The organism is Alkalicoccus halolimnae (assembly GCF_008014775.2).
Classification (GTDB): Bacteria; Bacillota; Bacilli; order Bacillales; family Salisediminibacteriaceae; genus Alkalicoccus; species Alkalicoccus halolimnae.
Window position 1 is genome coordinate 636,512 of sequence record NZ_CP144914.1, and the last position, 19,607, is coordinate 656,118.

Below are 19,607 nucleotides of genomic sequence, written 5' to 3' on the forward strand. Positions count from 1 at the left end.
GGTCGAAAACAAACCGTATTTTTCGAGACTTGATTTTACTCCTCAGGGGAACGAGGAACCGGAAAGACTTTATATCGGAAAAACTTCCCTGTTTAAAAAAGATACGAATGAGCCGGTAATTGATGAGAGCCATCCCGGACTTTTTGCTTCTACAAGGCTCATGCTTCCGGAAACGAGCAGCCAACAAGCAAGAAGAAAGAATCCTTCTCCAGTAAAATTAGAGGGAGAAGATCCAGAAAATCAGCAGGAAAATAAAAAGAGCTCTTCTTGACGATACGTCGTCACGAAGAGCTCTTTTATGCGAAGGGGCTCGTCAGCCTAGGCTTTATCCACCTTCTGGATGGATCTCATCCATGATTCTTTCGAGAAACGATTTACTTCCGTAAGAAGTTTTTCTTCAATGATTTCAAGCGGATAGCTGCCTTCAATTTTTAAACGGACTTCCTGATCTTCCATTAATATTAAACACGGATATGTGGTAATTTCGAACTGGCCGGCTTCCACAGCATGTTCGGAGGCGGTAGCGACATGTGTTTCGATTGGGGAGGAATGCTGAATTGCCAGAAGGGCATCCAAATAAGCATGGTTGGCTTCCTCATTTATATCTGTTACAAAGACCACGGCATGGAGGCCTGATTCTTCCAGTTCCGGAAAAGCGTCATAAATGGTTCCGCTGCTGCATCCAAATATACAGAGTAGAAGCAGCAGCGTCCCGAGAAGTGCTGCTTTCATGCGATCCTTCCTTCCGTTCTGCTTTTCTTCATCATACAGGACTATTTCAAATAAATTGCCAATGTCATGCAACTATCACCGAATCGTTACAAAAGTGCAAAGAACATTATAGATTCATGGACAATTTATCAAAATCTGAAGAGGAAATGTGACGACGTTCGTATTTAAGGTAGTTCAGATTTCTTTGAGAAATGATACACTGAAACTAGCACCTGTAAGCATGTTTTTATCATTCATTATCGAGGAGCTGAAAATAGAATGGCAGAAAAAACGAAAATGAGGCAAGATATACCTGCTCAGGAAACCTGGAATTTAACTGATTTATTTTCGACGGAAGAATCATGGGAGAAGGAAGCGGCAGATATTCCCCTTGAAATAGAAAAACTAACAGTTTACAGGGGGGAAGTGACGGCGGATGCCGCTGCATTGCTTGCCTGTTTGGAACAATGGGATGAGCTGAAAGAAAAAATAATGAACATCGTTACATATGCCTCGCTGAAAGATTCTGCAGACGGGACAGATCCTGCCAACCAGAACTTATCAGCCCGGGCCGCATCGCTCTATGCACTTGTGCAGAGAGAGACAGCGTTTATTGAATCAGAAATTCTCACATTGACGGAAGAACAGCTGGAAGGATACATTGAAGAGCAGCCTGTACTGGCAGAGTTCCGCAAACCACTGCGAGATATTATCCGGAGCCGGCCGCACCGGCTGGACCCGGCAGCGGAAGAAGTCCTTGCTGCTTTCAGTGAAGTCCTTCAATCTCCTTACATGATTTATCAGCGCAGCAAAACGTCGGATATGAGTTTTCCTTCGTTCCAGACGGAAGACGGGAGGGAGTTTCCGCTCACTTTCAATTCCTTCGCGACGTATGAGGCAGAGGCCGATACGGAAATCCGCCGGAAAGCATATGAAACGTTCACTTCCGTATTAAATCAATACAAACATACTTATGCGGCCACACAGGCAACCGAAATGAAAAAGCAGGTGACAGAAGCCGGGATGCGCGGGTTCGCTTCGGTGACAGATATGCTGCTTGATAAGCAGGATGTGACGCAGGATATGTATCACCGGCAGCTTGATACCATCCAGGAAGAGCTCGCACCCCATATGCGCCGCTTTGCTAAGCTGAAACAACGTGTACTTGGATTGGAAGAAATGCGCTTCGCTGATTTGAAAGCTCCCCTCGATCCGGGCTTTGATCCGGAAATTACTTACGAAGAAGCCGGGGATCTTGTTCTGGAAGCTTTAAAAGTGATGGGTCCTGAATACATGGAAATCATGGAAAAAGGAGTAAAAAACCGCTGGGTGGACCGCGCCGATAATATAGGGAAACGTTCGGGTGCCTTCTGTTCGAGCCCTTATGGAGCGCATCCCTATATTATGATGACGTGGAGCAATTCGATGCGGAATGCTTTCACGCTGGCCCATGAACTTGGCCATGCCGGGCACTTCAGCCTGGCTGGAAGCTATCAGCGTATTTCAAGTACAAGGCCGTCCCTTTACTTTATTGAAGCCCCTTCGACCATGAATGAAATTCTTCTCAGCCAGCATATCGTGCGCAAATCCGAGGACGAGCGCATGCGCCGCTGGGTTATTCTTCAGTCGCTCGGCACGTATTACCACAATTTTGTGACGCATATTCTTGAAGGGGAACTGCAGCGCAGAGTTTATGCTATGGCAGACAGCGGTGTTCCGATTACAGCCGAGGTCCTCTGCGGGGAGAAGGTCGAGGTACTGAAAAATTTCTGGGGGGATGCGGTGCACATCGATGAGGGAGCAGGCCTTACCTGGATGCGACAGCCGCATTATTACATGGGACTGTACTCATATACGTATTCCGCGGGATTGACAGCTTCTACAGCAGCTGCGGAAACCATCCAACGAGAAGGACAGCCTGCTGTAGACCGGTGGCTGGAGGTTCTCAAAGCAGGAGGAACAAAGACGCCCCTTGAATTAATGAAGATGGGCGGAGTCGACATGACGACGGAGGAACCGATCAAACAGGCCGTGGCCTATGTCGGCAGTCTTGTTGACAGTCTGGAAGCAGGTTTCGAAAAATAGTTTTCGGACAGCCCATGAGAAAAATTCATTTTTAGTGGAGCTTTCAGACTGGATCTATTCGTTTTAATAGGGAGGAAGGAACTTTGTTTTTTAGAAAGCCGCTCGTCGCAGTAACGTTTACGGGCTTCCTGGCCCTCGCTATCGTGATGGGAATAGGGAGATTTGCGTACACGCCGCTGCTCCCGTATATGGAAGAATCCCATTTAAATTCTATACAGGCAGGAATGCTTGCGTCTGTGAACTATACTGGTTATTTTATCGGAGCTTTTCTTGCTGCCAAGATGAGGAAAAGTGTCCTTCTTCTGCACCTGATGATTCTGGCCAGCGTGATTACAACTACGGCAATGGGCTTTACGTCTTCCCTTTCGTGGTGGTACGGCCTTCGCTTTGCTTCCGGTATCGCGGGGGGAATTGTTTTTGTTCTCGTTTCGAGCATGATTCTTGCTGAAGTCCGCAGGAAAAGTTCCAGTCCTTATTATGCCGCTTTTCTTTATGGCGGAGTCGGTTTTGGAATCTTTTTATCGGGAATGTTTCTTCCTCCTGTACTTGCCCTGTTTGGAGGATGGGAAGCCGGGTGGATTACGCTCGGGATTGTAGGTGCCCTGTTTTACGTCTTGATTCTGCTCGGGTTCAAACCGGAAAACAGAGGGAAAGAAAAAGAATCGGCAAGAATAAAACGGCTGTCCAAGCACGAAAAACAGCAGCTTCGACGTCTTTATACTGCCTATTTCTGCGAGGGGTTCGGCTATATTATTTTCGCTACATTTATCATTTCCATGGTCGTGTCCACGACGGATCTTGGATGGTCCGCTCCTTATGTATGGGCAGCTGCCGGAATTGTGGCAGTGCCATCCTGCCTCTTCTGGGCATGGATCAGCAGGCTTGCCACCCTTTCTTCCGCTCTGCGCGCGGCGTATGCAGTACAGCTGACAGGGCTTCTGCTTCCTGTTTTTTCTTCTTCTGAAGTGATGATCGTGATCAGTGCCGTCTGCTTCGGAATTACTTTTATGGGGATTACGATGCTGACTATTTCTCTTGCAAACGAAGCTTTTCCGAGGCAGAGCCAGCGGGCGATCGGGAATCTTACTGGTCTTTATGGAATCGGACAGCTTCTCGGACCGCTCGCAGCAGGAGCATTAATTATGATCGCTCCTTACAGTATCGCGTTTCTCCTGGCAGCCGGGTTCATTGCAGCTGCTATGATTCAAATTCACTTTCTTCATCAAAAGGAAAAGGGGGTGAGGAAAAATGCCTTACGTGAACATTAAAGTAACAAAGGAACATGGGGGACTTACAAAGGAAGAGAAGGCCGAACTGATTGAAGGAGCGACCTCTCTTCTGGAAAAAACGCTGAATAAAAACCGTGCCTCCACCGTCGTCACAATTGAAGAAATTGATACAGATAACTATGGCCTCGGCGGGGAGCAGATTACAGAACGGCGAAAAAGAGGACAGTAATTAAATAGTCCAGGACCGTTTCAAGCTCGCTTCAGCTGCAGTGATGAACGGAAGACAAATCACACAGCTTAATAGTTTTCAGCACACAGCAAAACCTTCACGACAGCAGTTGTCGTGAAGGGTTTTTTAGTCTTTTTCGGTGGCCGTGGAGGACTATTTTAATTCTTTTCTGTCTGCTTTAAGCCGCTGACAGGAGTGATTGGCTTGATATTTTCACGATTGGCAAGAAACTCCGGTCTTGGAGCTTTACCATTGAATGGCTGCTCCAGCTTGTTGTGGATAGAGTTGTAAACAAAGAATACATTGCTTCTCGGATAAGGGGAAATATTCCCTGCAGACCCGTGCATCGTATTACAGTCAAACAGAAGAACTGATCCTGCCGGACCGGTAGCGCGGTCGATTTGTCCGCCGGCCTGTTCCACGAGCCATTCCATGCTCTTTTCATCAGGAACACCGACCTCCTGCTTCTGCAGGGAGGACTCGTAGTTTTTGTCCGGTGTCTCTCCTGCAGTGGAAACGTAATAGTCCTGCGAGCCGGGCACAAGCATGAGTGGCCCGTTATACTCGTAGTTATCCGTAAGCACGATAGAACAGCTGAGGGCGCGCATCCGCGGCATACCGTCTTCTACATGCCACGTTTCAAAGTCAGAGTGCCAGTAAAACTCTTTTCCTTTAAATCCCGGCTTAAAGTTAATGCGGGACTGGTTAATATAAACCTCGCTGCCTAAAATCTGCTCGATAATCTTAACAAGCCGTTCATCGCGGGATAAACGCTCGAAAAAACCTTCGTCTTTATGGATTTCAAAAATAGAACGGACTTCATTGCTGTTCGGCTCCTTAATTACATCGGGGCCGTTGCGGTCTTCATTTTCTTTCATCTTCTGATCGAGCTCTTCTTTCAGCATTTTCAAATCTTCACCGTCAAAAAACTTTTCCAGCATAATATATCCATTCTTCTCGTAAAAATCAAGCTGGTTATTAGTAAGAGGTCCATCTTTTGCTGCTTCTCTATTATGAATGACGGGATCCTGACGCTCCATCATTTTAGGCGTTTCGCTGACGCGGGATGGATAAATATCTTTGACCATAGGTAATCTTCCTCCTTGAAAATTTACTATCATTTTAAACAGGCAGCTTTCCTTTTATCATCTTTAGACTTATAAAATAAAGATATAAAAATACTCACTCCTTTCCTTAAAATTACATAAAAGGTTGTATGCCTGTTGATTGATGTACCCTCTTCATTCTAAAATAAACAATATTAGGATAATTTAGGATCTAATGCCTAGTTTTTGTAAGTGAATAGCTGTTTATACTATCTTATGATTCGGTTCTTTCCTCCTTTAAACAGGAACATGAAAAAAAGACAGGCTTCGATAACTTATTAAAATCTAAACTAGTAGAACATAACGGTTATTCCTGAAATTGCTGCAGAAACGTTGTAACGCGGAAAGGTATTTCGCGCTATAACGTTTTCAGGGCGCACAGCTGCAGTCAACAAGAAGGGATTGGAGAGGCGAACGGGAAAAAACTTATGACATTTGACTAAATGACAGAACCGGCGAGTTAAAGAACGACTGGAAACATACCTCTCCTGCTGGATCGCACAGCGTTCGAAATGACGTTATAACATAATGATTTATGGGTGATGAAAATTCAGGGAAGGAAAGCTCAACGTATAGGGAGAGCTGCCGGAACCAGGGAGGTGAAGGGGAAGGTAACATTACGAATAACTGTTAAAAACTTTATATCAATCCTCCCGGCTGAAGCCTGTTTCAGCCCGGTTTTGTGCATAAACAAATGAAAGCCCGGAGTGGATGACAGTATAATATTTTTAAAAAAGTTAAAATTGAAATGAAGAAAAATGTCTAATTTTTCTCTGAAAGTATGGTATTCTCATATCAGGGTAAAATTATATATAAGGAGGAAAGCATGTGATAAAAATTTCTAAAATTTTGAATTTTACTTCTTTGGCGTCGGTGCTGCTCGTCTTCGCAGCATTTGCATTATTTTCAGAAGGAAGTTATGTTCACGCGCAGGATCATACATTGGAAGCAGTGGAGTTGAATGAAATGAAGTATGATAACAAAGTCACTAAATTAGTAAATGAAAATCTGGATGCCGGAAAATATACTTCCGAAACCGGGAACATTATCAATGATATTCCCAAAGCGGAAGTGATGGATAGATACTTAGAAGAACTTAACGGAAAAAAGACAGGGCCGCGTATAAGGGACGCTGTCGACAGAATATTTGAAATTGATATCGATTATGTTTCGAAAAATAATTACGGCAATACGCTGAGCAGCTATGAAGAGTCGATTATGCAGGATGTAAGAGCATCTTTTCAGCTTGATCCGGAATCCGAAATAAGAGACGAACGAATAATGGATATGAAAAAAAACCAGGTGATGGACCGCGTCATTCGTCAGCGGGGAGATGTAGACGGTGCGGAGGCACGCGTAATTATTAACCAGATTTTCGGCATTAATTTAAATGGTATTTCGGGACTTGAAGGTGCTCAGCTCGGAATATTTTCAAAAGGTCAGTGGATTATCAAATCAGAAAACGATCTGTTTGTTATTTCATCAAGCACGGACGATGTAGAGCTTTATGTATATGCCACCGATTATTATGAGGAGAAGTTTGGAACATATGAACTTCCTGAATCTTTAAAAAGGGAGCTGGAAAGGCTTGAATTCGTTTATGATGCGGATAAGAAGCAGTATACGTGGATAAACCCGACAGGAGAATCCGCGCCGGATGTTTTTAAAACCGAAGCAATCGGCTATATCATGGCAGCGATCATTCGTGCTAATCAGTAATCAAGTACTAATCTCATCATTCATTTGAACAGAGACACTCATGAAAATATTTTTGCACCATGAAGCATGAAAATGATCTTCTATAGTGCTGGGACTTCCCTTCTGTGCTTGTGGAATGAATGATAGTCAGAAGGGGGCTTCTTTAATTTAGAAGGCAGGTTCTTCCCTGTCTTTTTACCGTGAGACGGAATTAGCTGAGTCCGGCCCGACCGGAAAGCGTCCCCATGGAAACGAAGGCGCACGCTTATTTACTTTATTTTCAAGGCAGCAGATCAAATATAAAGAAGCCCTCATGACAGCCTTGTTATGAGGGCTTCTTTATGGACTCAAGTATCAAGACACACGTAACACGAAGACGGACGAGGATCGAAGGGGGAACCAAAAAAGGAATTCCTCTTAAGAGGTGTTTTATTTTCAACGCAGCTATTAAAAACTGTAACTATCACCAATACCTGGAATGCTCTTTTAATATTTTGTTTAATAATGTAAAATTTGAGCTAATATGTATTCTTTTTTTGAAGGCTCTGTTAAAGCTTTAACAGAGACGCTCATCCAAATATTTTTGCGCCATGAAGCATGAAAATGCCCTTTTACAAGAATAGATTTTCTCCTCTATAAAGGTGGTATGAAGGATGTTCAAGAAAGGATCTTCTTTAGTAGGTGGCAGATACTTCTCTATCTTTTTACCGTAAGCTGGAGTGGACAGGGGTCGACTCCGGGGCGAATAAGGACGAGCACCACCCCTGCCGAGAGAAGGGAGGAAGGGATTAGGCGAGGCCGGCCCTGCGCCCCCATGGAAACGAAAGCGGCCATTCATTGCATATCTGTTTTATTTTCAAGGTAGCTTTTGTGAAAGATTTAAGAATACGAAATAATGAGGTGAGAAGTAAACGTTGAGATATACAGGAAGGATATTGATTTGTCTTATTAGTGTTTTGATTACCATAGTCTGGCTCATTTACCGTAACGTCACGGGAATACTGCTGGTGACTTATTACGAGATCATTATTTATATTCTTATTCTTCAGCCCGCTTTATGGTGGGTGGGTAAACAGTACGACAAATCGACTTATCATTCGAAAACACAGTTACTGCAGCAAAAAGAGTTGGAAAGCCTGTTCAATAATAATTATTCATTTCTTTGGGTTATCGACGAAATGGATAAAAAGCTGGTAGTTTCCAGAGGCATAGAAGAAATTGCTGGTTATACTTCAAAAGAGTTCGAAGGGAATTTCGAACTTTGGATGTCGAGAACTTACCCTGAAGATCAAGAAAAAGTACATAATCACTACAGAAGACTGCTGGCTGGATCTCCTTCTAAATGTGAATGGCGATTTTTCCGCAAGGATGGAGAAATCAGATGGCTGGAGGTTTTCGGGAATCCGATTTTTAGTGAATCTGGTACCTTGATAAAATTAAATGGTGTAGCTTATGATATTACAGAGCGAAAACAGCTGGAAGAAAAACTTGAAAAAATGGCATATTACGATAGTTTGACAGGCTTACCTAATCGCCGGTTTTTCAAAGAATCTTCCCAAAAAGCCATTTCCCGCTGTGTTCAATATAATCAAAATTTAGCAGTTATGTTTATCGATTTGGACAGGTTCAAATTTATAAATGACACGATGGGGCACGATATAGGGGACAAGCTTTTAAAGAAAGTCAGTAAAAGAATCAGTCGATGTATTCGTGATACAGATATTGTGGCCCGTCACGGTGGAGATGAATTTATCATTTTACTTGATGATATAGAAAAACCGGAAGTAAGTAAGATTGCTGCACGAATCCTGAATGAGTTCAGCACGCCCTTCGAATTGGAAGAAGGAGAATTATTCACTACTCCAAGCATTGGGATCAGCTTGTATCCACGAGATGGAGAAAATATAGCCGCGCTTACGAAAAAAGCAGATAATGCAATGTATCTCGCTAAAAAGCGGGGGAAAAATAATTTCCAATTTTATGTATATGAGAACGAAGATATTATGGAGAGAAGGTTGAAAATAGAACAGGGGTTAAAAGCTGCTTTAGATAACAGCGAATTCGAACTTCATTATCAGCCGAAAATCGTTTTAACATCCGGGGAAATATGTGGAGTGGAAGCCCTGCTCCGTTGGAGACATCCAGAATTAGGGGTGATTTCTCCGTTAGAATTTATTCCTGTTGCTGAAGAAACAGGCTTCATCCGAAAAATAGGGGAGTGGGTCATTAAAGAAGCATGCAGACAAAATAAGCTGTGGCAGAAATCCGGTCTTTATATTAAAGTGGCTGTGAATGTTTCAAGTATCCAGTTTGAAGATGACCTTTTTGCAGAAAGAATACGGCAGGCTTTAATGGAAAGTCAACTATCACCTGAATATTTAGGAGTGGAAATAACAGAGAGTGTAATGCAGAACGTCGAGCTGACCTCAGTGACCCTTCATGAACTTAAACAACTGGGGGTGAAAGTATCTGTTGACGATTTCGGAACTGGTTATTCATCTTTAAGTGTTCTAAGTAAGATGCCTATCGACTTAGTAAAGATTGATAAATCGTTTATAGATGAAATGCTTACTGATTCTAACACGGCTTCTCTGGTTAAGACGATGATTACGATGGCAGAAGATCTGGAACTGGATATAATTGCTGAAGGAATAGAGAATGAACAGCAGGTTACTTTCCTGATTGAAAATGGCTGTCAGTTTGGACAGGGGTATTTATACAGTCCTCCAATTCCGAGTGCAGAAACAGAAAAAATATTAAAGCAGCAATTAATGCCGGTTTAAAACTATGAATATTTTTAAATGAATCTCTCCTGAAATGCATTCACCAATAATCACTTTAAGCCTTCATGACAGTGTTTGTCATGAAGGCTTATCAATGGTTCTGATGCCAGTTCATTTTTAAGGTGTCTCAGCAGGCTGCCATTACTCCATTTTTATTCTGACATCCTTTAAAACGACAAAAGCGAAGAAAAAAAGACTCATGACGAGCAGCATACTGGCAAGGAAAGAAAATAGAAAAGGAAGAGCCTGAGGTGGAAAAGTAAAGCCGAGCAGAAAAGTTTCGGTTTCCCAAAGAAAGCTTTCCAAAATTAATATTACAATACCGGCAGCAGTGAAACCTAATCCGTAAAGCCACCCATAACGATAGTAGCCGGAAGAGATAAACATACCGAGTGCAAAGTACACCCAGGAACTGAGAATATAGATCATGAAAGAGGTAATCAAATTAGTTTCCTCGTTGAAAGGATAAGCAGAGAGAAAGTTTCCTTCCTTCGCAGCTTCCGGGAGCAGGAAATTTTCAATGCCGAGTAACAGGAAGGTAATAACCGCAAATAAGACAGCGGCTGCTGCAGAGGCCTGAATGGAAGAAGTTAAGAAAACTCTTCTCGTCAGTCCGTTGCTGACAAAGTACTCAAGGAACCTGTAGACGATCAGCAGTCCTGTGACGAGCATAAAGATTTTAGTGAACTGATGCGCGAATTCTGCGAAACCGGTCATTTCCATTTCAGAAACAGAAAAAAAGAAATATAGTAAATGCTGAAGGATTCTTATAGTAAGCACAATACCGATCAGCCATCCTGCCCACTTTAAAAGCTCCATAAACAGTTCAGCGGCGGTGCTCCGTTTCATTGTGCTCCTCCCCCTTTGTCAGTTGGGTAATCACGTCCTGAAAACGAAGAGTGCTGATGCGCAGTCCCGACTTCCTTGCCTGTTGAAGAGTCTCGGAAGGGATTTCTCCGTAAACGGCTACGGATTTGCCGGTGCCCAGTCGTTCTTCATTTAAAATCTCATATGGTTTTGTGATGGCATCAACGATTTCAGCATCACCGGTTACCGATATGCCTTTGGAAATAATGCTCGTATAATCATCGTGCAATACGACTTTTCCTTCGCTCAGGACAATAATTTCCTCTAAAAGATGCTCCATTTCTGAAGCGAAGCGCGTAGACAGAATAAATGTCCGGGGGAGGCGGGTTTGTTCATCAAGCAGTTCATCGTAAAAGAGTTTTCTTACCGGCTCATCGATCCCGAGATAAGCTTCATCAAAAATGGTGACAGGAGCTCTGGCTGCGAGGCCGCAGATGATCTGGAAAATTCCGGCCATTCCCTTGGAAAAAGTATTTACCGGTGAATTCAGATCAAGCTTGAATTTATCGGCCAGATCCAGCGCATAGCCCATATCGAAATAGACACGGTGCCGGGCTAAAATTTCCAGTTTTCGTTTTGCTTTGTGGTAATCTGTTTCAAAACTTCGGGGATAAACAAAATATACAAAAGGTGTAAGGCGGGCGTTTTCGAACAACGTTTCTTCATTCAGTGTCACAGTGCCTGAAGAGGGTTTCTGAAAAGAAGCGATAAGACTTAACAGCGACGTTTTACCGGCACCGTTCCGGCCGAACAACCCGTATATTTTGTGAGGACGAAAAACGAGGTTGATATTTTTTAATGCGTGCACCGGTCCGTAGTGAAGATTTACTTGTTTAAATTCAAGTTCTGCTTTCATAACTGTCCTCTCCTTTTTTGAAAGCCGATCCATTGGGCCCGTAAACGTACGCCGTTATCAACATGCTCATCTGCCTGGAAGGTTGTCTGTACAATAGAAAACGGCCTAAAGCTGTATTACAAAAACATGCTTATGTATATAAATGTATAACTTTGGGATGATTTGTCAATATAATAATTACATTTTAGTGAGGAGGAATATAAAAAATCGTCATGAAAAAGGGTTTTCATGACGATTCGGACATTATTCATGTAATAGTAATCAAATTTTGAGTGACTTTACTGAGAAAGAAGAGAAGCAGAAATTTCTTTGCTGAACAGGGAAGCTTTTTCTTCCACTTCCTCTTCATCGAGCATTATATCGACTTTCATGCTTTCCGTAATCATCTTTCCCCCCCGTGCTTTCAGGAGATCGGTAAATTTATCGACTGCTCCTGCGAAATGATCGTAAAAAGTGTCTCCTGAACCAAATACAGCCGTTGGTTTTCCATCGAGCTCCATTTCCTCGATCTCTTCATAAATATCGAGCATATCATCCGGGACATCCCCATCCCCGTACGTATACGTTCCAATCAGGACAGCATCATACGCGGGAAGGTCACTCCCGGAAATCTCATACGACTCTTTTACATCCACTTCGATGGCCCCGCTCTTCAGATTTTCTTCTATAAGAGAAGCGAGTTCCTCGGTATGGCCGTTCAATGTAGCATATATAATAACAACTTTCATCTTAACACCTTCTTTCAAAAAATAGTTCTTTATTAATTTATTATATAAGGAATGAGAAAGCTAAAGAAAGGGAACAAAAGAAAATAAGGATTTTCGATGGGATTTCCTGTTGTCATAGGTACGATTTAAAGGAGAGGATGAGGGGACTTGAAGCCAATTAATATTCATTCTGAAATAGGGGAGCTTACATCCGTGCTGGTTCACCGCCCGGGAAATGAAATCGAAAACTTGACGCCTGAATCGATGGAACAGCTTTTATTTGATGATATTCCTTATTTACCTGCGATGCAGAAGGAACATGATGTCTTTGCCGCTGCTCTTCAGGAGCGGGGAATTGAAGTCCTCTATCTTGATAAACTGATGGCGGAATCCCTGCAGAGTGAAGAGGCTCGATCGGATTTTGTAGAGAAAATGATGAGGGAATCGAGGCTTCCGGCTGATGGATCATCAAAGGCGCTGAAAGAATATCTTCTTTCCAAAAATTCTCCTGACCTTGTCGATTGTATGATTTCCGGAGTTTTAAAAGAAGAACTTCCTGAACAGAAAAAGCAGCACTTGTATGAAATGATGGCGCGCCACTATCCTTTTTATCTTGATCCGATGCCCAACTTATATTTCACGAGAGATCCTGCGGCGGTAATCGGAGAAGGGATTTCCATTAATCCGATGAGCCAGCCTGCGCGCAGGCGCGAATCCATGTTTATAGAACACATTATCCATCGTCATCCGCGTTTTTCGGGAGTGGATATTCCCCTCTGGATTGACCGGTTATATGACTTTCCTATTGAAGGAGGAGATGAGCTGGTTCTGAGTAAAACGGTTCTTGCTGTCGGAGTGAGTGAGAGAACCTCGGCCCGGGCTGTGGAGCAGATTGCAGAGAATCTTTTCAAGCAGCGCAGCGGTATTGAAAAAGTGGTAGCCGTGGAGATTCCTAAAAAAAGATCTTCCATGCATCTGGACACGGTGTTTACGATGGTTGATTACGACCAGTTCACGACACATGCCCAGGTAGTTGATAAAGATGGAAAGATGAACATTTTTATTCTCGAAAAAGGAGATCCGATCCGCATTTACCGGCGGGAGAATTTGAAGGAGACCTTGAAGGAAGTGCTCGGCCTTGCGGAAGTGAATTTAATTCCGTGCGGGGGAGAGGATAAAATAGCTTCGGCCAGAGAGCAGTGGAACGATGGGTCTAATACGCTCGCGATCGCTCCGGGATCAGTAGTTACGTACGAGCGCAATTATGTATCCAATGAGCTGCTTCGGGATAACGGAATAGAAGTGATCGAAGTACCCAGCTCTGAACTTGTAAGAGGAAGGGGCGGCCCGCGCTGCATGAGTATGCCGCTTTACAGAAAAGACTTGAAATAAAGGCATCACCGTTGAAAGGTACATTATTATTGATACACAGGATGATTATATAATGCAGATAAATAGAGAGGCGCCGCCATGATAAAAGCCGTCATGGCGGCGCAGGCTGTTTATAAAGTGTTTATTATGTACAGGCAGACGGTTCGCTGCTTCCGCCTCCCGGGGGGGAAGCGCACGTTCACCGATTTTCTACTTTATTTTCAAGGCAGCCTTTTATTGAATTGTATCAATACTAATTATAGATCTACGCCGAGCTTTGAAAAGTTTCGTCGTTTCATTTCTTTGAAAAGCACCGCGTAGGCGGTTAAAGCTACAAGGCTGGTGAGTACATAAACGAGATATTGAATAATCATCTGCAGAACACTGCTTCCCAAAGTCGTCTGTAGTACAGCCGCTGCTGTCCGGTCCACTAATGACATTGTAACGAAAAAGACAACTAAATAGGCGGTTATCCACCAGCCGAAACCGCGTGTGAATTTCCAGCTGCGGCTTATCCCGGCAAAATTTCCATCGATAACGGAAAAACCGAAAAACAAGCAGATCCTCGCTGAAATATAAAGAGTGAGGATGACCGCTGCAGCAATACCGATGATTTCTATTATAAGTATTCCGGAAAGCGAAAAAAGTAAAATAGCGACAACGATGCCAATTCCAATAATGGTCATATAAAATATGTAGGCAATCCAGCTGCTGATCATTCGAAAATAACTGGCAAGGGCATGTCGAAGAGCCTGTTTTTCTGAAACTGGTTCATTTTCCCGCCAGATCAAATAGTATAATCCGGCTCCCCAGAGCAGCGGATAGCTGAGTAACAAAAGCAGGTCCAATCCTATAAAAGGAGTTTGGACGGAAGAAAAAGCGTTTCCTTCCTGCTCGTTTAAAAATACTTGTGTCCATGTCTGCTCCGTCCCTTGACCCTGTATAAACGGAAGACCAAAAACAGCCCCCAGAACGAGGTGCAGAACTAAAAGCGGCGCTGCAATCCAGCAGGCCACTTTCAGCAGGGAGGAGAAGCGTGTATTCAGTAAAGATAAGGTTTCTTTAACAAGCTCTGAAAATGTGCTCTCGGTGTCTCGACTCATGCTTTACCCTCCCTCTAACATGTCTGCACTATCGAGCTTCCTTATCTTTCGTATGGAAGGTCCTGCTGCTGCACTTCGCCTGCTTCCTGGAAATCAGCGGCGGAAACAGTACCAAATCCGGCAAATGTAAATGCCATCGCAAATAATATGAAAAGTGTTTTCATGTGAACAACCCTCCTTAATGTAGTATAATTGTCCTAATACTGGAAAACAGGTGATCGAATGAATAAAAACAAGCTTGGACAATCTATCGAAATGCTCAGGAAAAAGAAAAACATGTCACAAGGGCAGCTCGCTGAAGGGATCTGCACCCAGCCGGCTGTTTCCCAGATTGAGAAAGGAAAAGTTTACCCTAAAGTAGATACTCTTTATTATTTCGCTTCCAAGCTGGACACTTCCTTATCGCACTTTGTTGAAGTCCTCCTCGAAGAACCGGAAGAAAAACAAAATGAAGTGATCCAAAAACTCAATCGTTTAAGCACCGAGCAGAAACACGAAGAAATACTTGCCTGCATAAAAGGGCTCTCCAGCCCACTGCCTCCATGGATGAAACTGTTTACGGGCTGGCTGCAATATTTAAGCGAACATTATTTAGGTTTTCGTTCACTAAAGGAAACGATTTACATATTCAAATCGCTCCTCCAGGAAGAGGATCCTATTCTTATCCGAAGAAATCATCTGCATATAAGCATTATGAATTCCATCGCCTTTCTGTATGCAGCGGACGGGCACTATCTGGAAAGCCTCTACTATTATGATAAAATTCTCTCGCCGGAAGAAGCTCTTCCTGTTTCTTCAGAAGTGATCGACATCGATATTTACCGCATCCGCGTCATGTACAATAAGGCAAAAACGCTTTACGATATGGGGGAAACGACAGCTTCCCTGGAAACGATTGAAGCTGGGATAGAAGCTTCCCTGCACAAAGAAAGTATGGCTCTTCTCGGTCAGTTTTACTACTATAAAGGCCAGTGTTATGAAAAGCTTGATGAAGAAAAAGAAATCATCTGTGAATGCTACCAGCGTGCGCTGTCTCTATTTGAAATTCTAAATAAAAAACTGTACAGCAGACTTTTATGGGAGCATAAATCCTCCTTTTTAAATCAGCTGGACTAATTCTTTTGACTTCGGACCGGCAGAAGACTGCCTGTAATTAAACGGTATGATTGGAATTTTCTTAATATTTGATTTTCATCCTACCTTTCGAAAAATAGAAATGCAACCTTCTTACACGAAAAAAATATAAGCATGCTTATGTTACCGACAAAAAACGAGCAGGGAGCCCGTGCGGCTCCCTGCTCGTCAGAGTGTTGATTAAGTAAAGAAAGAAGTTTATTTATTCTATTCCTTGCATTTTCTCCTGCGCTTACCGGCGGAAGCCTGCCGTGGGGCTTGTCTTCAGCTATTTCCAATGCCTGGCTGCATTGGAAAGGATCTTCAGACTGCGCTTTAATCCCACTGGCGTCCCCGCCGGACACTGCAGAGAAAATCACTTTTTTTATAGGAAAAACCTGTATGAAGTACGCTTGTTTTCGCAGCAAAGTCTTTCTTTTTGTTCAGATGCTGGAGCTGTAGAAGGTGACTCCGGAAGAATGATTCTTTGTTTTATGAAAAGGAGGTCAGCTGAGAGAGTGCCCTCCGGAAATCGACTCTTCGAAAGTGGAAACAGCCAACTATATACATATACAGGAAGAATTACTTTGTAAACAGCCTAACGAGCAGGGAGCCCGTCCGGCCCCCTGCTCGTTTTTAATATTATTGTTCTGTACGGATTTCTTTCCTTTACAAGCCGATGCTTTTCCGGGGGACTTGATATCGTCTGTATCCCGAATGGCGGGCCGGCTGCGGTGAAGTTCCGTCATTCTAAAAGGATGCATGTCAACTGCTTGTTTTGTTGTTAAAACGGGTTGGTTCCCCACAGGGCAGCAGTTTTAATGAACGTTCGCTGTTCGAGCTTGAGCTGGGAAACCATGTATTCGGCAAGATCTTCCGGCTGCATAAACTTATCAGGGTTTCTTTCGCCATCGCCCCGGGTCAAATCTGTTTCCACAAGGCTTGGAGTCAGGGCACTGACGCGAATATTGTTTCTGCGTACTTCCTGCATCAGGGACTCGCTTAAACCGAGCACAGCGAATTTTGAGGCGCTGTAAGCTCCGGAGCCTTCGGTGCCTTTTAAGCCGGACATCGAGGAAATATTAATAATATCCCCTTTGTTTTTTTCAATCATTCCGGGCAGTGCTGCTTTCGTAATGTGCACGATTCCCATTACATTTACGTCGAGTGCTTTTTTCCAGTCGGCTGCTGTGAGATCCATAAACTTTCCCCGGACAGCAGCACCGGCATTATTTATGACGATATCAAATGCACCGAGTTCTGCTTCCAGCTGTTTTACTGCCTGGGTCGCTTCTTCTTCTGAAGAAACGTCCGCCGGCGCGCTGTAAAACTCTGCCTTCATTTTCTTCAGTTCCTCTTCCACTCCCGAGAGACTTTCTTTAGACGTGGCTGTAAGTCCGAGTTTAACTCCTTCAGCTGCGAGAGCAAGGGCCGTTGCCCGTCCGATTCCCCGGCTCGCTCCTGTAATAAGTGCTTTTTTTCCTGTTAAATTCTGCATGTTAGTTTCATCCTTTCCTGGTATCTCTTTATCTATTAACGTAATGCGGAAGAAAGAAACTTCTTTCGTGAAAATTTCTGCTTTATGTTTAAAATTTGGAGAATGAGGAAACACTCATAGTAGAATAAAAATAGGGAGTGGGGTATATATGTACTTGAAGTATTTTTACGACAATAAACTTGCACAGGCGTCTTATATGGTAGGATGCCAGAAAACCGGAGAAGCAGCGGTGATTGATCCGTCCCGGCAGGTGGATGAATATACAGCAGCAGCTGAGGAGCAGGGATTTACTATTACAGCAGCTCTCGAAACGCATATTCATGCCGACTACGTATCAGGAAGCCGTGAGCTTTCAAGTCGTACAGGCGCTGTTATCTATCATTCTGTTGAAGGGGCGGAAAACGGAGGATATGACTTTCCGGATGAAGAAAAAACAAAAGGAATGAAAGAAGGCGACAAAATTGAAGTAGGCAACACGTGGATGGAGGTTCTACACACCCCGGGTCACACGCCGGAACACGTTTCCTTTCTACTCACAGACGGCGCAAATCCGGATAAACCGATTGGCATTTTCACAGGCGATTTCGTTTTCGTAGGCGATGTCGGCCGTCCCGACCTGCTGGAAAAGTCGGTCGGGGTGAAAGATTCCGCAAAAGAAGGGGCTGAACAAATGTTTGCCTCTCTGAAAAAATTTAAACAGCTGGATGATTACCTGCAGATCTGGCCCGGACACGGGGCTGGAAGTTCATGCGGCAAGGCACTGGGAGCTGTCCCAACATCGACTGTCGGTTATGAGAAGCTGTTTAACCCGGCTCTTCAACCTGATAAGGAAGAAGAATTTATCGATTTTCTCCTTGACGGGCAGCCGGAACCGCCATCTTATTTCGGGAAAATGAAAGAAATTAACGTGGGACGTGTACCGCTTCTCTCAAGCATTGAACAGCCGGTACGCTACTCGTACAATGCCGGACAGATTGAAAAGCTGGCTGAAGATAAGAATGTCATGGTTGTTGATACACGGAGTCCTGCTGCCTATGCGGGTGGAAGCGCAGAAGGAACAGTGAATATTGCTTTGGAGGGGCCTTTCCTCGAGTGGATGGGCTGGCTCGCTGATTATGAAGCAGACCTCTATTTTATTACCGAAGAAAAAGATCAGCAGGACATTCTCCAGGCGCTTGCAAAAATCGGACTGGATAATGTTAAAGGATTTTTCTCTCCAAAAACATTGAAAGGAAGCGGACTCCGCACCTATGAAAATGTTTCTGCGTCCGACTTGAGCGAAAAGGACAGCATTCAGGTTGCTGACGTTCGTTTTGACGATGAATGGAAAACGGCGCACATTCCTGGAGCTGTACACATTAAATTGAACGAGCTTCAGAAAAAAGGTGAGAAAAAACTTTCTAAAGATAAACCGGTCGCTGTTCACTGCGAAACCGGAGTGCGGTCCGCTATCGCTGCAAGTATTCTGCTGAACCAGGGCTTTGACGTGAAAAACCTGCAGCACGGGTTTCAGGAGTGGAAAAAAGCTGAACTCGCTGTAACGTCATAATGAACGAAAAAAGAAAACTCCCCGGGAATAAGCGTTACCCGGGGAGTTTTTTTATAATACGATAATAAAGCTGGCTATAATGCTCACAATAACGATCAGACAGGAGGCGGCAAAAGTAGCGCTGACCGGCAGCTGTTTTTCCTGCTGCTTCGGTATGTAATTTCCGAAAGAAGCAGTAGCCGTATATCCTTCACGGAGCTGGTTAAAGCCTGGTCCGCTGTAGCTGAAAAAGGCTGTAAGCACTCCGCCGACGAGCATGACGTTGACGAGTGAAATATTAAAGAAAAAAGCAATTCCCATCAGCACAGCCATCAGTACAGCTCCGCGTATTAATACATGAACGAGGAATTGGGTCATCGTGTCATCATCCTTTTCTGTAGGCTGCCTTGCAAAATAAAGTAGATAAGTGATAAACAGTCGCTTTCGTTTCCATGGGGACGCTTTCCGGGCGGGCCGGCTTCAGCTGACCCCGTCCTCCCTGCGGTCGTACGGGATGGATTTTCAGCTCGTCCTCCATCGCTCCGCAGTCGTCCCATGTCCACTCCAGCTTACAGTAAAAATCAAAGAAAAGGAGATCTGTCCCTAATTAAGAAGACCTTTGCTGGATATCATTGATTCTACCTATATAGAGAGGAGATCCATTCCTATAGAAGGACTCTTTCATGCCTCATGGCGCAGGGATTTTGCATGAATGTCTCTGTT

Annotated in this window: 17 protein-coding genes; 8 read left to right on the forward strand and 9 right to left on the reverse strand. The window is 43.9% G+C overall.

Annotated elements, in window-relative coordinates; genetic code table 11:
- Nucleotides 1–318: 318 nt before the first annotated feature.
- Complete coding sequence (locus FTX54_RS02835; protein ID WP_147804888.1) at nucleotides 319–732, reverse strand: hypothetical protein; 414 nt, start codon at nucleotides 730–732, stop codon at nucleotides 319–321.
- 258 nt (nucleotides 733–990) lie between these two features.
- Between FTX54_RS02835 and pepF the strand changes: the two genes are divergently transcribed.
- The 3 genes from pepF to FTX54_RS02850 all read left to right on the forward strand — a co-directional run bounded on the left by pepF (nucleotide 991) and on the right by FTX54_RS02850 (nucleotide 4,254).
- Nucleotides 991–2,796 carry an oligoendopeptidase F gene (pepF, locus tag FTX54_RS02840; protein ID WP_147804889.1) on the forward strand — a complete coding sequence of 602 codons (1,806 nt, stop codon included), beginning with the start codon at nucleotides 991–993 and terminating at the stop codon, nucleotides 2,794–2,796.
- An 83-nt stretch (nucleotides 2,797–2,879) separates the two neighbouring features.
- Nucleotides 2,880–4,064: a YbfB/YjiJ family MFS transporter gene (locus tag FTX54_RS02845; protein WP_147804890.1), complete on the forward strand. Its 1,185-nt coding sequence runs from the start codon at nucleotides 2,880–2,882 to the stop codon at nucleotides 4,062–4,064.
- Nucleotides 4,045–4,254 carry a tautomerase family protein gene (locus FTX54_RS02850; RefSeq protein ID WP_147804891.1) on the forward strand — a complete coding sequence of 70 codons (210 nt, stop codon included), beginning with the start codon at nucleotides 4,045–4,047 and terminating at the stop codon, nucleotides 4,252–4,254. The genes FTX54_RS02845 and FTX54_RS02850 overlap by 20 nt, the downstream gene beginning before the upstream one ends.
- A gap of 158 nt (nucleotides 4,255–4,412) precedes the next feature.
- Here FTX54_RS02850 and thpD read toward each other — a convergent pair whose 3' ends face one another.
- Nucleotides 4,413–5,342 carry an ectoine hydroxylase gene (thpD, locus tag FTX54_RS02855; protein WP_147804892.1) on the reverse strand — a complete coding sequence of 310 codons (930 nt, stop codon included), beginning with the start codon at nucleotides 5,340–5,342 and terminating at the stop codon, nucleotides 4,413–4,415.
- Between the two features lie 846 nt (nucleotides 5,343–6,188).
- Here thpD and FTX54_RS02860 point away from each other — a divergent pair.
- Both FTX54_RS02860 and FTX54_RS02865 read left to right on the forward strand, forming a co-directional pair.
- A complete protein-coding gene (locus tag FTX54_RS02860; protein WP_147804893.1) occupies nucleotides 6,189–7,079 on the forward strand; it encodes a hypothetical protein in 891 nt (296 codons plus the stop codon).
- A 914-nt stretch (nucleotides 7,080–7,993) separates the two neighbouring features.
- Nucleotides 7,994–9,841 carry a putative bifunctional diguanylate cyclase/phosphodiesterase gene (locus FTX54_RS02865; RefSeq protein ID WP_187254652.1) on the forward strand — a complete coding sequence of 616 codons (1,848 nt, stop codon included), beginning with the start codon at nucleotides 7,994–7,996 and terminating at the stop codon, nucleotides 9,839–9,841.
- 141 nt (nucleotides 9,842–9,982) lie between these two features.
- Here the strand turns inward: FTX54_RS02865 and FTX54_RS02870 are convergent, their stop codons facing one another.
- The 3 genes from FTX54_RS02870 to FTX54_RS02880 all read right to left on the reverse strand — a co-directional run bounded on the left by FTX54_RS02870 (nucleotide 9,983) and on the right by FTX54_RS02880 (nucleotide 12,292).
- A complete protein-coding gene (locus tag FTX54_RS02870) occupies nucleotides 9,983–10,690 on the reverse strand; it encodes a hypothetical protein (protein WP_147804895.1) in 708 nt (235 codons plus the stop codon).
- The gene (locus FTX54_RS02875) at nucleotides 10,668–11,564 is read right to left on the reverse strand and encodes an ATP-binding cassette domain-containing protein (RefSeq protein WP_187254653.1); all 897 of its coding nucleotides are present in this window, start codon (nucleotides 11,562–11,564) and stop codon (nucleotides 10,668–10,670) included. Before FTX54_RS02875 ends, FTX54_RS02870 begins: the two co-directional genes overlap by 23 nt.
- 278 nt (nucleotides 11,565–11,842) lie before the next feature.
- Nucleotides 11,843–12,292 carry a flavodoxin gene (locus FTX54_RS02880; RefSeq protein WP_147804897.1) on the reverse strand — a complete coding sequence of 150 codons (450 nt, stop codon included), beginning with the start codon at nucleotides 12,290–12,292 and terminating at the stop codon, nucleotides 11,843–11,845.
- Between the two features lie 147 nt (nucleotides 12,293–12,439).
- On the opposite strand from FTX54_RS02880, the gene arcA reads away from it, so the two are divergent.
- The gene (gene arcA, locus FTX54_RS02885) at nucleotides 12,440–13,663 is read left to right on the forward strand and encodes an arginine deiminase (protein WP_147804898.1); all 1,224 of its coding nucleotides are present in this window, start codon (nucleotides 12,440–12,442) and stop codon (nucleotides 13,661–13,663) included.
- A 236-nt stretch (nucleotides 13,664–13,899) separates the two neighbouring features.
- Here the strand turns inward: arcA and FTX54_RS02890 are convergent, their stop codons facing one another.
- Nucleotides 13,900–14,745, reverse strand: a complete 846-nt coding sequence (locus tag FTX54_RS02890) for a hypothetical protein (RefSeq protein WP_147804899.1) — start codon at nucleotides 14,743–14,745, stop codon at nucleotides 13,900–13,902.
- Between the two features lie 41 nt (nucleotides 14,746–14,786).
- Nucleotides 14,787–14,909, reverse strand: coding sequence for a hypothetical protein (locus tag FTX54_RS02895; RefSeq protein WP_281285264.1), 123 nt, complete (start codon nucleotides 14,907–14,909; stop codon nucleotides 14,787–14,789).
- A 58-nt stretch (nucleotides 14,910–14,967) separates the two neighbouring features.
- Here FTX54_RS02895 and FTX54_RS02900 point away from each other — a divergent pair, with 58 nt between their 5' ends.
- Nucleotides 14,968–15,861 (forward strand): helix-turn-helix domain-containing protein, encoded by an 894-nt coding sequence (locus tag FTX54_RS02900; RefSeq protein ID WP_147804900.1) that lies wholly within the window; start codon nucleotides 14,968–14,970, stop codon nucleotides 15,859–15,861.
- A 781-nt stretch (nucleotides 15,862–16,642) separates the two neighbouring features.
- Here the strand turns inward: FTX54_RS02900 and FTX54_RS02905 are convergent.
- The gene (locus tag FTX54_RS02905) at nucleotides 16,643–17,356 is read right to left on the reverse strand and encodes a 3-ketoacyl-ACP reductase (RefSeq protein ID WP_147804901.1); all 714 of its coding nucleotides are present in this window, start codon (nucleotides 17,354–17,356) and stop codon (nucleotides 16,643–16,645) included.
- Between the two features lie 148 nt (nucleotides 17,357–17,504).
- On the opposite strand from FTX54_RS02905, the gene FTX54_RS02910 reads away from it, so the two are divergent.
- Nucleotides 17,505–18,905, forward strand: a complete 1,401-nt coding sequence (locus FTX54_RS02910; RefSeq protein WP_147804902.1) for an MBL fold metallo-hydrolase — start codon at nucleotides 17,505–17,507, stop codon at nucleotides 18,903–18,905.
- A gap of 51 nt (nucleotides 18,906–18,956) precedes the next feature.
- Here FTX54_RS02910 and FTX54_RS02915 read toward each other — a convergent pair whose 3' ends face one another.
- A complete protein-coding gene (locus FTX54_RS02915; RefSeq protein ID WP_147804903.1) occupies nucleotides 18,957–19,262 on the reverse strand; it encodes a hypothetical protein in 306 nt (101 codons plus the stop codon).
- Nucleotides 19,263–19,607 lie beyond the last annotated feature (345 nt).